The 11745-nt window shown below is 61.7% G+C and carries 15 protein-coding genes; 6 read left to right on the forward strand and 9 right to left on the reverse strand.

Annotation, left to right across the window (positions count from 1 at the left end):
- Positions 1-18: 18 nt before the first annotated feature.
- From NKJ46_RS18675 to NKJ46_RS18695, 5 genes are all read right to left on the reverse strand, one after another.
- Positions 19-264, reverse strand: coding sequence for a YMGG-like glycine zipper-containing protein (locus tag NKJ46_RS18675; RefSeq protein ID WP_006328050.1), 246 nt, complete (start codon positions 262-264; stop codon positions 19-21).
- Between the two features lie 196 nt (positions 265-460).
- Entirely contained in the window at positions 461-631 is a 171-nt protein-coding gene (locus NKJ46_RS18680) for a hypothetical protein (protein WP_023678539.1), read from the reverse strand.
- A 140-nt stretch (positions 632-771) separates the two neighbouring features.
- Positions 772-1806: a sensor histidine kinase gene (locus NKJ46_RS18685; protein WP_352666362.1), complete on the reverse strand. Its 1035-nt coding sequence runs from the start codon at positions 1804-1806 to the stop codon at positions 772-774.
- 191 nt (positions 1807-1997) lie between these two features.
- Positions 1998-2162 (reverse strand): DUF1328 domain-containing protein, encoded by a 165-nt coding sequence (locus tag NKJ46_RS18690; protein WP_023678541.1) that lies wholly within the window; start codon positions 2160-2162, stop codon positions 1998-2000.
- A 224-nt stretch (positions 2163-2386) separates the two neighbouring features.
- Positions 2387-3181: a response regulator gene (locus tag NKJ46_RS18695; RefSeq protein WP_352666364.1), complete on the reverse strand. Its 795-nt coding sequence runs from the start codon at positions 3179-3181 to the stop codon at positions 2387-2389.
- A 221-nt stretch (positions 3182-3402) separates the two neighbouring features.
- Between NKJ46_RS18695 and NKJ46_RS18700 the strand changes: the two genes are divergently transcribed.
- Positions 3403-3606 (forward strand): NepR family anti-sigma factor, encoded by a 204-nt coding sequence (locus NKJ46_RS18700; RefSeq protein WP_023720919.1) that lies wholly within the window; start codon positions 3403-3405, stop codon positions 3604-3606.
- A gap of 3 nt (positions 3607-3609) precedes the next feature.
- Positions 3610-4161 carry a sigma-70 family RNA polymerase sigma factor gene (locus NKJ46_RS18705; RefSeq protein ID WP_023678544.1) on the forward strand — a complete coding sequence of 184 codons (552 nt, stop codon included), beginning with the start codon at positions 3610-3612 and terminating at the stop codon, positions 4159-4161.
- A gap of 30 nt (positions 4162-4191) precedes the next feature.
- Here the strand turns inward: NKJ46_RS18705 and NKJ46_RS18710 are convergent, their stop codons facing one another.
- Complete coding sequence (locus NKJ46_RS18710; RefSeq protein ID WP_502903417.1) at positions 4192-4512, reverse strand: response regulator; 321 nt, start codon at positions 4510-4512, stop codon at positions 4192-4194.
- Between the two features lie 287 nt (positions 4513-4799).
- On the opposite strand from NKJ46_RS18710, the gene NKJ46_RS18715 reads away from it, so the two are divergent.
- Both NKJ46_RS18715 and NKJ46_RS18720 read left to right on the forward strand, forming a co-directional pair.
- On the forward strand, positions 4800-5126 hold the full coding sequence (locus tag NKJ46_RS18715) for an ElaB/YgaM/YqjD family protein (RefSeq protein ID WP_352666437.1): 327 nt from the start codon (positions 4800-4802) through the stop codon (positions 5124-5126).
- Positions 5127-5136: 10 nt separating this feature from the next.
- Entirely contained in the window at positions 5137-5628 is a 492-nt protein-coding gene (locus tag NKJ46_RS18720) for a hypothetical protein (protein WP_352666367.1), read from the forward strand.
- A gap of 43 nt (positions 5629-5671) precedes the next feature.
- On the opposite strand, the gene NKJ46_RS18725 is transcribed toward NKJ46_RS18720, so the two are convergent.
- Positions 5672-7195 (reverse strand): sensor histidine kinase, encoded by a 1524-nt coding sequence (locus NKJ46_RS18725; protein ID WP_352666369.1) that lies wholly within the window; start codon positions 7193-7195, stop codon positions 5672-5674.
- A 146-nt stretch (positions 7196-7341) separates the two neighbouring features.
- On the opposite strand from NKJ46_RS18725, the gene NKJ46_RS18730 reads away from it, so the two are divergent.
- The gene (locus tag NKJ46_RS18730) at positions 7342-7515 is read left to right on the forward strand and encodes a hypothetical protein (RefSeq protein WP_352666371.1); all 174 of its coding nucleotides are present in this window, start codon (positions 7342-7344) and stop codon (positions 7513-7515) included.
- Between the two features lie 57 nt (positions 7516-7572).
- Here NKJ46_RS18730 and NKJ46_RS18735 read toward each other — a convergent pair whose 3' ends face one another.
- Positions 7573-8493, reverse strand: coding sequence for a diacylglycerol/lipid kinase family protein (locus tag NKJ46_RS18735; protein WP_352666372.1), 921 nt, complete (start codon positions 8491-8493; stop codon positions 7573-7575).
- A gap of 250 nt (positions 8494-8743) precedes the next feature.
- On the opposite strand from NKJ46_RS18735, the gene NKJ46_RS18740 reads away from it, so the two are divergent.
- Entirely contained in the window at positions 8744-10078 is a 1335-nt protein-coding gene (locus NKJ46_RS18740) for a PRC-barrel domain-containing protein (RefSeq protein WP_352666374.1), read from the forward strand.
- A 52-nt stretch (positions 10079-10130) separates the two neighbouring features.
- Here NKJ46_RS18740 and NKJ46_RS18745 read toward each other — a convergent pair whose 3' ends face one another.
- Complete coding sequence (locus NKJ46_RS18745) at positions 10131-11741, reverse strand: alkaline phosphatase family protein (protein WP_502903416.1); 1611 nt, start codon at positions 11739-11741, stop codon at positions 10131-10133.
- Positions 11742-11745: the final 4 nt, after the last annotated feature.

Below are 11745 nucleotides of genomic sequence, written 5' to 3' on the forward strand. Positions count from 1 at the left end.
TTCGCCTGGAGCTCGAAACTAGTTGCAGCGAGCTGTGTAGATCCGGCCGTGACGATCTCTGTACTGGCAGTAGCCATTTTGCAGACGGCGAACGAGCAGACCGCCAATCGCACCAGCGCCGGCGCCGATCAAAGCGCCCTTGCCGCCGCCGACAGCGCCACCAATGAGTGCGCCGCCCACAGTGCCGATACCCACGTTCTCTTCCGTGGTGGTGCAGCCGCTGACCGCAACCACGGCAACCATGGCAATAATCATCTTCCGCATGGAGTCATCCTCACTTTTGTCCTCACTTTAATAAGCTCCAGCCGCCATTTAGCACGAAAGTACGGCCTTCGCCCGCACGATTTCATTGTTGATTAAGATAGTCTTTTTCGGGGCGTGCGCCGTTCGATGCTACCACGAACTTGGAAATCTCCAAGGACGCATCGTTTCAAGCCGATCAAGCAGAGGCGAGTTCGATTCAGATCAGTTGGGACGCGGCGGTCAGAACGATCGCGGCCATAAGCGCGACGGCGGCGAAGCGGAGGGGCGAAGCACGAGGCGCGGGCGCTGCGGACGCGTCGGGATCCTGAAAACCGCCCATCGAGACGCGAGCGGCCTGTTCCAGTCTGTTCAAGTCGGCAGCCGTCAAGGCCCATTCCTTTCATTTTGTGCCAAACTCAATCGATGTCCGGCGGATCGGCACGTTCGGGCAGGATCGGACTTTATGGTGAACAGTCGGTTAAGGTTTGGCGATGCGCAGCATGTCTTCTCGCGGCGACCGCCGTTCGTTCAATCCGTCTCGAAATTGCCGTGTGGAACGACAAGGCGGTATTCGAGGCGGTTCCCGGTGATCTCAAGTGTCGCCGTTCCATTCAATGAAGTGGGCACGACGCGTTCGAGCGCGACGCTGCCAAAACGTTTCTCGCTGCGCTGATTGTCGTTGGCTCCGATCACTTCGGCCCATGTCAGTGACAGCGCAGGCTCGCCAGCGGAAGCTGCCGTCAGATCGGCCGTCACCTCGACGAAACCGTCGCTGCGCGACAGTGCGCCATAGCTGACCGAATTGACGGCGAGCTCATGCATGGCCAAGCCGATGTGCAAGGCGGCATTGGGGTTGAGATATGGATTTGCGCCGCGGAAACGCAGGCTGTGCAAGGGATCCGCGCCGTACCTGCCGACCTGACCGGAAACCAGCTCGCGCAGCGACGCTCCCCGCCAGTTGGATGACGTAACCAAATCCTGCGAGGAGGCCAGCGACTGCAATCGGCCCCGGAAACGCGTCAGGAAATCGTCAATGCTGCCGGAATAACGGCCCGTCTGGGTGGCGATGCTCTGGATGATGGCCAAAAGGTTCTTGGAGCGATGACTGACTTCGCGCAGCAGCGCCTTCAACGTCTGCTCCCGGCGTTTCTGCTCGGTTGTTTCGACCATGGTGGTCACGACGCCCTGCACCGCGCCGGTCTCGCTGCGGTCGGCGTCTATCCACACCTGAAACCAGCGGGCGCCGTCATCGGCCGGCACGCTGAGTTCGAGATGTTGAGGATTGCCGGAGACGATGACGTCGTGCTTGGCGGCGCCGATACGCTCGGCCTGCGCCGACGGCAAGATGCCGTTGTTGTCGGAGGCATCGGAAGTCCATGGGGCGCGCATGTTGCGCGCCCACACCGTCTTCATCTCGCGATCCTGGTACAGGACGGAAATCCCGGCATTGTGCAGTGCATGGAGAAGGGCCCGGCCAAGCTGCATCCCGCTTTCGGCGGGATGCAAAGCGATGATCTCATCACTCTGGCCGCGGTCTTTCATTTTTCCGACTCTGGAACGCATCGGTCAATTTGCTCAACCCATGTCGGGCTGAACGGCTCGCGGAAGAATGGGTTCCAAAAGGAGGAGCCTCGTATCAAGCCTTAAAAAGCGGTCCGCCGAGCGGCATCCCGTTGGAGGACACTGCCCGGCGGTGGCTGGAAACCGTTTGAGGGGTGCGGCTTCCAGTGTTCGCTCGAATGGCCGCTTGGCATTCACGCTCGTCTGATCAGGCCGGCAATAAGCGATATGATCAGGAAGGCGAGAAAGATGAAGAACAATATCTGTGCTATGCCGGCCGAGGTACCAGCGATGCCGCCGAAACCAAGCGCACCGGCGATAATCGCCACGACGAGAAATACGAGCGCCCAGTAAAGCATGATCGATCTCCTTCCAATGCTGCGGTGAAAACGTGATTCGCCTCCGTTTGTTCCACCATTTTCCGAAAAAGACGATGCCGAAAATCTTCAGGGCCCGAATTGCCGCGGTGTCTGAAAAAGGTCCAGTTGATTGCCCCAGTTGGTTGGCAGTGAGTTGAGCCGGCATCACGCCCATCTGATCCGAGGGAGCGGCTATCCCGGCGGCAGCTCGGCCGCCGGCTGTTTCATGCCGCGGCTTTCGCGTGCCGGTCAAAAAACAGGGCCTGGCTGATAAGCGCCTTGACCATGTGCGGATTGAACGGCTTGGTGACGAGGAAAGCCGGTTCCGGCCGCTCGCCGGTGAGCAGGCGCTCGGGAAAGGCGGTGATGAAGATCACCGGCACCGAGGTCGACGACAGGATCTCATTGACGGCCGCGATGCCCGAACTGCCGTCGGCGAGCTGAATATCGGCAAGCACCATCTTTGGCCTCGCCTTGCCGAACATCGCCACCGCCTCGGCATGGGTGCGCGCCGTTCCGACGACGCGGTGGCCGAGGCTTTCGACCATTTCTTCGATATCCATGGCGATCAGCGGCTCATCCTCGATGATCAGCACGTCGGTTGCCACCTGACGGGAGATCTCGTTGCTCGCCTGCGCGAGGAGTTCGGAGAATTCCTGTTCGTCGACGTCGAGAATCTCCGCCGCCTCGTCTTCGCTGAAGCCTTCGACCGCGACCAGCAGAAAGGCTTGGCGGGGACGAGGCGCAATTGCATTCAGATTGGCCGCGGCGCGCTGTTCCCATGCCGACTGGGCATGCTCCTGCGGAACGCGAATGGCCACCGAGGTGAAGAGCTTGGCAAAGACCTTGTAGAGCGCGATGCGGTCGTTCGATGCGTTCGGAAAGATATCGACATCGGCAATGATGGCCTCGAGCATTGCGGCGACCAACGCGTCGCCGCTCTCCTGCGATCCGGATACGGCGCGCGAGAAGCGGCGCAGGAACGGCAGGTGCGGAGCGATGGTTGCTGATAGGCTCATATCGGACGTCTCCCTCATATGACGTGATTGCATGTTCATGTTATAGCTAAAAACGGTTCGCAAGCCCAAAGTTAGAAACGCGGGTTGCGCGAAAAAGTTCCGGTCATGCGGAACTAAGTATGGGGGCTGGCGTTTAGGGCGGGGTTGGGCAACCAGACGAGGCTGCCGCTTGCCGTGCGTTATGTGTTGAAGGGCGGCTCAAGGCTGGGACAAAGGGCGAAATGAAGAACATGACGAAAGCTACCACGGCTGGCGTGGGCAACGGGCGCCGGGCTGCTTCCCGCGACCCGCTTGGGCCGAATTCGGAAATCGGCCGCAAACTCAAACAATACTACGACGAGCTGGTCTCCGACAATGTGCCGGATCGCTTCGCCCAACTGCTCAGCCAGTTGGAAAAGGCCGAACCTGTACAAAAGAAGGACTGAGGCATGGCGGCCGTCTCCCAGGGCTTCAAGACCGACTTGCTCGGCTCGATCCCGAGCCTGCGGGCTTTTGCCGTGTCGCTGACGCAAAACGCCGACAAGGCTGACGACCTGGTGCAGGAAACGTTGGTCAAGGCCTGGGACAAGCATGAAAGCTTCCAGCCCGGCACCAATCTGAAGGCATGGCTGTTCACAATCTTGCGCAACGAATTCTATTCGCAGATGCGCAAGCGTGGCCGCGAGGTGCAGGACAGCGATGGCGTCATGACGGCCAGGCTTGCTGTTCATCCGGCCCAGCACGGCCAGCTTGACCTCGAGGACTTTCGGGGCGCGCTCGAGTTGCTGCCCGAAGACCAGCGCGAAGCCATTATCCTCATCGGCGCGTCGGGCTTCTCCTACGAGGAAGCGGCCGAGATCTGCGGCTGCGCCGTCGGAACGATCAAGAGCCGCGTCAGCCGCGCCCGCACACGGCTGCAGGAAATCCTGAAGATCTCCGGTGAAGACGAATATGGCCCGGACGCAATTTCGGCTCAGGTAACGGGATCGACGGCTGCGTGAAGCGCGGGCGTGTTCGAACCGCTCCGCGCCTCAGCGAAGCGGCGTGCGCCTGCAGGCCGTTACCACTGCCTCAACGAGATCGTCTCCCGAATAGGGCTTGGTGACCAGCCTGACGCCGGGAAAAGTTTTCTTGATCTCGTCGGTATCCGAATAGCCCGAGGCGAACACGAACGGGATGCCCGCTTCACGCAGCCGCGAAGCAAATTGGAGCGTCGAAACGCCGCTCAGCATGAGGTCGACGATGGCCACATCGAACTGCGCGGCAATGTCTTGCTGTTCGATCTCGGTCAGATCACGGGCGATGACCACATCCAGCGCGCCGTAGTCGCGGCAAAGCTGCTCGATATCCATGGCAATCAGGAACTCATCTTCCAGGATAAGAATCCGCAAACCGTCAAGCGATGGGCGCACGCAGCAATATCTCCTCAAACGCGTCTCTATCGTGAAACGGGGAAGTCATGATGGTTATTTGGCATGCTGTCATTTAAAAAAAACGCGCTGGCGCGGATGCGTCGGCCCCGGCCCATGCAAGGCATTTGCAACGCGCGCTGCCGGAGATAGGGTTAGAAGAGGTTCGTGCCGGAACCTTGGGGTCTGTCGGGCGTTTCGACCGAGCAAAAAGCATGGAGAGTGAAGCAATGGCGACTGCCACAGGAAAGGCCGCGAACGAAGCCCGCACGAATTCCGATATTGAGGCCGACATCGCACAACTGAAGGCCGACATCGACCAACTTACCAAGCTGTTGGCCAAAACTGGCGAACATGGCTATGGAGCTGCAAGGCGAGCCGCCGCCGAAAGCGTCGAGCAGTTGCGAACCCAGGGCGAGGCGGCCTTCGACAGCCTGCGCAGCAACGCCAGGGACATCGAGGCGCAGATGATAGCCCATATGCGCGAAAAGCCGGTGACTTCGCTGGCGATCGCCGCAGGCGTCGGATTCCTCTTCGCGCTTCTCGCGCGCCGCTAGTTCTGCACGCATGGGAATGCTTGCATCGCTGATCTCGGGCATCGCCTCGGGCGAAACCATTGCAGCGGTGCAACGCGCGCGCGTCGCTGCGATTGTCTATTCGGTCGCAGCGCTCGCGGCGCTGTGCGGCCTCGGCTTTCTCGTCGGGGCGGCCTATATCTGGGCGGTGGCCCGCTATGGGCCGATGGCAGCTTCCCTGAGCTTCGGGATCGGCTTTCTGGCAATCGCCGGTCTCATCTTGCTCGTTTACCGGATATCGGCCGGCTCGCGCGCCAGGCGCCGGGCGAAGCGACGCAACGCCGACATGAAGGCTATCGGCATCACTGCGGCACTCGCCGTGCTGCCGGCGCTGCTCAAGGGCAAAGGTGGCCTGGCGAAGGGCGGGTTGGGCGCCATTCTCGGCCCGGCGATAGCACTCGCTGCCTACGCCATCTACCGCGAGAACGTGAAGCGCGGCTCGGATGATCCGGATACCGGCAAACGGGATAGTTCGGAGGGATAGTTCGGGGCAAACGATTCTGGCGCCCGGTCGCAAAATGCTGGCGTCACAAATCGAGCGGAATCGATATTTCGGCAACCACGCCATCCGGCCGGAATTCGTGGGTCACCTCGCTGGAAATGACCTTGGCCAGGCTGCGGCGGATCAGGATCGAGCCGAAGCCATGGCGTTCGGGCGGCGCAACGCGTGGGCCGCCGCTTTCGCGCCAGGCCAGCAACAGACGCCGTGCACCCTTCCCGCCTTGTACCTTCCAATCGAGATCGACCTTTCCGGAGGAAACCGAGAGCGACCCGTATTGCAGTGCGTTGCTTGCCAGTTCATGCAGGATCAGTCCGAGCCCGACTGCCTGGTCGGGTGAGAGCAGGACATCGGCGCCGGAGATCGCCATCCGCGATTGTCCGGCGGCTTGGAACGGCTTTACCTCGATCTGCACCAGCTCGCGGATGCCGATGCCGCGCCACTCGCGGTCCGACAGCAGGCTGTGCGCAACGCCCAGTGCCTGCAGCCTGGCGCCGAAGGCTTCGAGGAATTCGCTTGGCTGGCGGGCATGGCGAACGGTCTGCGTCGCCAGCGCCTGTACGGTTGCCAAAGTGTTCTTGACGCGGTGATTGAGCTCGCGCAGCAACAGTCGTTGACGTTCGTCGCCAAGCTTGCGTTCGGTGATGTCGTAATTGACGCCGAAGATCAGCGTCGGCTTGCCCTCGCCGTCGCGCTCTATGACGCGGCCGCGCGTTGCGATCCATCGCGGCGGATCGAGGCCTTTGACACGGTATTCGCCAAAATAATCGTCGCTGCCGGTCAGCGCGTCGCGAAAGCGTGTTTCGGTCTGGTGAACGTCGCGCGGGTCGATGGCGGTCAGGATGTCGCGCGCCCTCAGCCGGTTCGACTTCGGCAGGTTGAACAATTCAGACAGCAGGACATCGCAGTCGATCATGTCGCTGCGGATATCCCATGCCCAGCTGGCAAGCGAAGCCGCGTCGAGTGCGATAGCGCGCCGCTTTTCCTCTCGAACCAGTGCGGCCTTGGCTATCGCCGCGCTACGTGTTGCATCCTTCAGCGTGAACAGGCTGGCGGCGAGGCCAGCCAGCGCCGACAGCTGGTCGAGTTGGACAGAGGAGGGACGTGCGTGCGGCTTCCGGTCGAGCACGCACAGCGTGCCGATCAGCGCGCCGTCGATTACGATCGGCACGCCTGCGTAAAAGCGGATATGATGCTCGCCGGTGACCAGCGGATTGGCTTTGAACCGCAGATCCGCAGCCGCGTCGGCCACCACCATCGGCACGTTGCCGGCTGCGATGGTATAGGCGCAGAACGATGTCTCGGTTGCGGTTTCGGTCTCGTCGAGGCCGATACAGGACTTGAACCACTGCCGCTCGGCGTCGACCAGCGTGATCAGTGCGACAGGCGTTTGCATCGCCGAAGCGGCAAGACCGCCGATACGATCGAAATCAGGGTCGGCAGCCCTGTCCAGCGCGTCGAGGCCGTGCAGCACGGCAAGACGGTCCGCGGCGCCCACCACACGGCGAATATCGGCCGGCAGGCCCGGCGTGTTCTGGCTATTGTCGTCCACTATGCCCCCGGTGGCCGGCTCCGCTGATTGGTCAGGCCAACCGGCCGGTTTGCCGCCTTGCAGAGCCGGAACTTTCGCAGCGGGGGACCGTTACCAGCCAACGCCCCGCTAGTCATGCCTGCCGGCGCCAAATATGGAGCCAGACAATGCCAAAAACCATTCCTGAAAACAAAGCCCGTCAAGGGGGGCGGGGCCGGCATGTCCTTCGTATCCTGATCGCCGCGCTGTTGCTGGCTTTTATCGCCTGGGGCGTCGCCGAAATCTACGGCTGGATGATCGAGACGCCGAAGACCGAACAGGGCAACACCCCCAGCGGCTAGGCTCTTTCCATCGCCCGTGCCAGCTCGCATCACGCAACCCACATCACGCATCCCACGTCAGGCAACCTTTGCCTCGGCGGCACGCGCCGGGACGAGAACATTCAACGCGCGCGGATGGATTTCGACGGTCGTCTCGCGATCGAGCTTTACCAGTTCGCCGTCCATGACGGCCTGAACTTTCCTGTTCGTCGAATGGATTTTCAAAACGGCGCGGTTTGCCTGATGGATTTCGACATGTTCGTTGCCGCGCCATTTCCCACGGGCGACGTCAAAGAGGAACCGGATCAATTCGCCGCGCCGCCGTGCCACGGTGACATAGATGCCCAGCACGCCGCCTGCAGGATCATCGGCATAGGGCAGGTGGCCCTCGCCGAACAGATTGTTGGTGATGCCGATGCCGGTGATCCGGGTTCTGATCTCGGCCTCGCCGATCGTCAGCGTTACGTTCATCGCCGGTGGATTGTTGATCGTTGCCCAAGCGGCTCGCACCGAGGCGCGCATCTTCCCCAGCCGCGAGCCGAATTCCATCTTCTGGCGCAGTTGCACCATCCTGGCGTGCATGCCGATCGAGAATTGATGTACGAAAGGCCGGCCGTTGGCTGTTGCAACGTCAATCGCCATCACCTCGCCGTCGGCAAACGATTTCAGTGCCGCATCGAGGGTCTGCGGAATACCGAGGCCGCGCGCAAAAAGGTTCATTGTGCCAGCCGGCAGAATTGCCAGCGCCTTCTCCCCATTCATCAAACGGGCTGCCGCGGCCGAAATGGTTCCGTCGCCGCCGCCAGCCAGCACGACGTCGATGCCGCGCCTGGAAGCTACGCCGTCCAGCGTGGCAACGATATCCTTGCCGGCGACGATTTCGATATCGATCGAGTGGCCGGCAGTCTCAAGCGTGCTGCGCATCCGACTGGCGAAGGCCTCAAGATCGATGGTGCGCAGGGTGCCCCCGTCCTTGTTCAGCACCGCTGCAAACCGCATGGCCGTTCCATTTTACAGCACCTATCAGGCCGGGACGGGGCCCCAGCCGGGAGTGGAACGGGGCGGCCGGGAAAATGTTCCTTTCGACCAGCGCGGCGAATCCGAGAACCATTGACATCGCACCGGGTGCACCACGGCTTTTTTCGGAACAACAGTGTGGTCACAACGTTGTGAACATGCAGAAGACGCTGCGCCCGCAGTGACGCCAGGCGGGCAGGGCGTGCACGAAATCCGACGAGGAGACACTGAGATGATCCGCACCCTTTTAACCACGACAGCAGTCGCAACATTGATTGCGACGGGTGCATTTGCGCAATCGGCGACGACCCCGGCGCCGGCGCAACCACCCGCCGCCGAGGATACCGCTCCGGCGATACGTGCCGAGGGCAGCCTTGCCACCAACATCATCGGCGAATCCGTCTATAATGGCACCGGCGATGATGCCCAGAATATCGGCAAAATCAGCGATATCGTCTTCGACGAGCGCGGCGAGGTAAAATCCGTCGTCATCGGCGTTGGCGGTTTTCTTGGCATAGGAACCAAGAACGTCACTTTCGACTACAAGAAGATGCAATGGGCCGAAAGAAATGGCGACCGTTGGCTGATAGCGCAAACGACGAAGGATGAGTTGACGGCTCAGCCGGATTTCGACCGGAGACCTTACGATCCGCCTCCGCCACCAGCTTCGGCCGATAATGCGGTGCCTGCCGCCCCTTCCACCAGCGCGCAAAATACAACCCCTGCGCCTGCCGCGCCGGCTGAGCCAGTGAAGCGCGCCGAAGGCAATCTCGCCACCAATATCATCGGCGAGACCGTCTATAACGGCACCGGCGACGACGCCCAGAACATCGGTGACGTGAACGACATCGTCATCAACAAGGAAGCCAAGGCGCAATCGCTGATCATCGGTGTCGGCGGCTTCCTCGGCATCGGCGAAAAGAACGTCGCGTATGATTTCGACAAGGCGCAGTGGGCCGAGAGGAACGGCGATCGCTGGCTGGTCGCGCAAACGACCAAGGAAGAGCTGCAGGCGCAGCCGGACTTCAACCGCAAGGCCTATGATCCGGCCCCGGCAACCACTGCCGCGGCTACTGCGCCCGCCACCGTCACGCCTACCGTGACGGCCAGCAACACCGCGACGACCAAAACCACCGAGACGACCAGCAAGACGGCTCAAAACGCTCCGGCAGCGGCGCCTCCGGCTAATTCCACGGCCGACCAGACCAAGACCGGGTCGATCGACAAGTCGACGCTAACCGAAATGCCGATGGGCGAAATCCGGGCTGAGGATCTGGTTGGAACAACCGTTTACGGCGCCAACGATGTCAACGTCGGCAAGATCGGCGATATCGTGCTGGGCGGCGACAAGAAGGTCGACGCGATCATCATCGATGTCGGCGGCTTCCTAGGCATCGGTTCGAAGGAAGTGGCGGTTGGCATGGACAACCTGAAATTCATGACCGACAAGAACGGCAAGCGCTATCTCTACACGAACTTCACCAAGGAGCAGCTCGAGGCGCAGGCCCCCTACGACAAGGCCACCTATGCGCAAAATCGCGACAAACAGCGTATGATGATGCGCTAAGCTGCACACAGGCCGACAGAGAAGCCCGCGCCGGCAACGGCGCGGGCTTTACTTATATCGAGGGAAAGCCGGCGACATGGCCGGCAACGCCATCGTCCGTTAATTCGGCGAGCGCCAGAGACTGGTCGAGATGCTCGGCCCGCCAGGTGAGCAACTTCTCGGCAAATTCCAACCGCGCCGGCAGATAGGCTGGATCATCAGCGACGTTGGTCAGCTCGCCGGCATCCTTTTCCAGGTCGAAGAACAAGGGCGGCAGGCCGCCGCCGAAATGCACATATTTAAACTTTTGCGTGCGGACGACGGCGAGATTGCACTGACGCGGACCGATGCCGAAATACCGTTCGGCATCACCATCCGCGATCGAGCGGAAATCGAACTCCCAATGCGCCGCATCGCGCCAATTGTCCGGCTCCGTTGCGTCCAGGAAAGGCGCCAGCGAGCGGCCGTCGAGATGCGGCAGCACTTCGCCGCCAGTGAGCTCGAGCCTAGTGAGATCGAGCAAGGTCGGCGCCAAATCCACCGCCTCGGTGAAGCGGTCGACGCTGCTGCCGACAGCCTTGCGGCGGCGCGGATCGCGAATGATCAGCGGAATATGGAAGCTGCCGTCGAAGAAGCCGCCTTTGCCCAGCATGAAATGATCGCCCATCATCTCGGCGTGGTCGGAGGTCAGCACGATGACGGTGTCGTCCCATGCATCGGCCGCCTTGACCGCTTGCCAGACACGGCCAAGCTGCGCGTCGACCTCCGAGATCATGCCGTAATAGAGCGCCCGGATGCGGCGAAAATTATCGTCGCCCCAGTCGCGCACCTTGCCCTCCGAGCCGGGGCGGAATTTCGACCGTTCGTGCCGGTCAAATTCAAAGGCGAGGTAGGGGTGGCTTGCTGCTTCGGCCTGCCAGCTTTTGGCGCGGTCAAAAGCTGGACCGATGGCCGGATCGTACATGGTGTTGTAAGGCGCCGGCACGATGAAGGGCGGGTGGGGGCTGATGAAGGAAAGGTGCGCGAACCACGGCGTATCGTGCTCCTGCTCGCCGAGCCAGCGGATGAATTCGCCGGCCAGGAAGGCCGACGGCGTCTCGTCGTTCGAATAGATTGGCGGAGCGTTGCTGACCCCGCCGTCGTTTTCCAGGATTTCGCCCACCGGGCGGTGAATGGCGGGGGAGCCGGCGCCGGCATCGACGCCGCGCGCCTTGAGCCATGACAGCCAGGGCTTCTGGTGCTCGGGCAGAAGCTGGCGCACGGTGAAGCCGGGCAGCACGCCTTCATAGCTCTTCAGCTGCGGGTCGCCAGGCGCCAGCGTGCGCGGGTCGCGCGCCATGTCGGTATAACCGAACAGCGTCGGATCATAGCCAAGGGCGCGCGCCCAGAGCGCTATGTTGCCGTGGCGGGCATCGAGCGGTGTGCCGTTGCGGCAAACACGATTGTTCATCTGGTAGAGGCCGGTGTAGAGGCAGGCGCGCGCCGGCGAGCAAGGTGCGGCGCCGCCATAGTGCTTCGGGAACAGAACGCCCTCGGCAGCCAGCGCGTCGGCATTCGGCGTCCTTACCACCTTGTGGCCAGCGGCTGACAGGCAGTCGCCGCGCCATTGGTCGCAGGTGATCAGGAGAATGTTGGGGCGTTTTCCCGTCAACCGCGGTATCCTCACGCTGGCTACATGCGTCATTCAT

This window comes from Mesorhizobium sp. M0166, from assembly GCF_040322255.1.
Lineage (GTDB): Bacteria > Pseudomonadota > Alphaproteobacteria > Rhizobiales > Rhizobiaceae > Mesorhizobium.

Bases quoted from the DNA above. Each gene is read 5' to 3' on its own strand.
- NKJ46_RS18675 (WP_006328050.1), bottom strand. From the start codon at position 264: ATGCGGAAGATGATTATTGCCATGGTTGCCGTGGTTGCGGTCAGCGGC.
- NKJ46_RS18685 (WP_352666362.1), bottom strand. From the start codon at position 1,806: ATGCGTTCCAGAGTCGGAAAAATGAAAGACCGCGGCCAGAGTGATGAG.
- NKJ46_RS18690 (WP_023678541.1), bottom strand. From the start codon at position 2,162: ATGCTTTACTGGGCGCTCGTATTTCTCGTCGTGGCGATTATCGCCGGT.
- NKJ46_RS18695 (WP_352666364.1), bottom strand. From the start codon at position 3,181: ATGAGCCTATCAGCAACCATCGCTCCGCACCTGCCGTTCCTGCGCCGC.
- NKJ46_RS18700 (WP_023720919.1), top strand. From the start codon at position 3,403: ATGAAGAACATGACGAAAGCTACCACGGCTGGCGTGGGCAACGGGCGC.
- NKJ46_RS18705 (WP_023678544.1), top strand. From the start codon at position 3,610: ATGGCGGCCGTCTCCCAGGGCTTCAAGACCGACTTGCTCGGCTCGATC.
- NKJ46_RS18710 (WP_502903417.1), bottom strand. From the start codon at position 4,512: ATGGATATCGAGCAGCTTTGCCGCGACTACGGCGCGCTGGATGTGGTC.
- NKJ46_RS18715 (WP_352666437.1), top strand. From the start codon at position 4,800: ATGGCGACTGCCACAGGAAAGGCCGCGAACGAAGCCCGCACGAATTCC.
- NKJ46_RS18720 (WP_352666367.1), top strand. From the start codon at position 5,137: ATGGGAATGCTTGCATCGCTGATCTCGGGCATCGCCTCGGGCGAAACC.
- NKJ46_RS18730 (WP_352666371.1), top strand. From the start codon at position 7,342: ATGCCAAAAACCATTCCTGAAAACAAAGCCCGTCAAGGGGGGCGGGGC.
- NKJ46_RS18735 (WP_352666372.1), bottom strand. From the start codon at position 8,493: ATGCGGTTTGCAGCGGTGCTGAACAAGGACGGGGGCACCCTGCGCACC.
- NKJ46_RS18740 (WP_352666374.1), top strand. From the start codon at position 8,744: ATGATCCGCACCCTTTTAACCACGACAGCAGTCGCAACATTGATTGCG.
- NKJ46_RS18745 (WP_502903416.1), bottom strand. From the start codon at position 11,741: ATGACGCATGTAGCCAGCGTGAGGATACCGCGGTTGACGGGAAAACGC.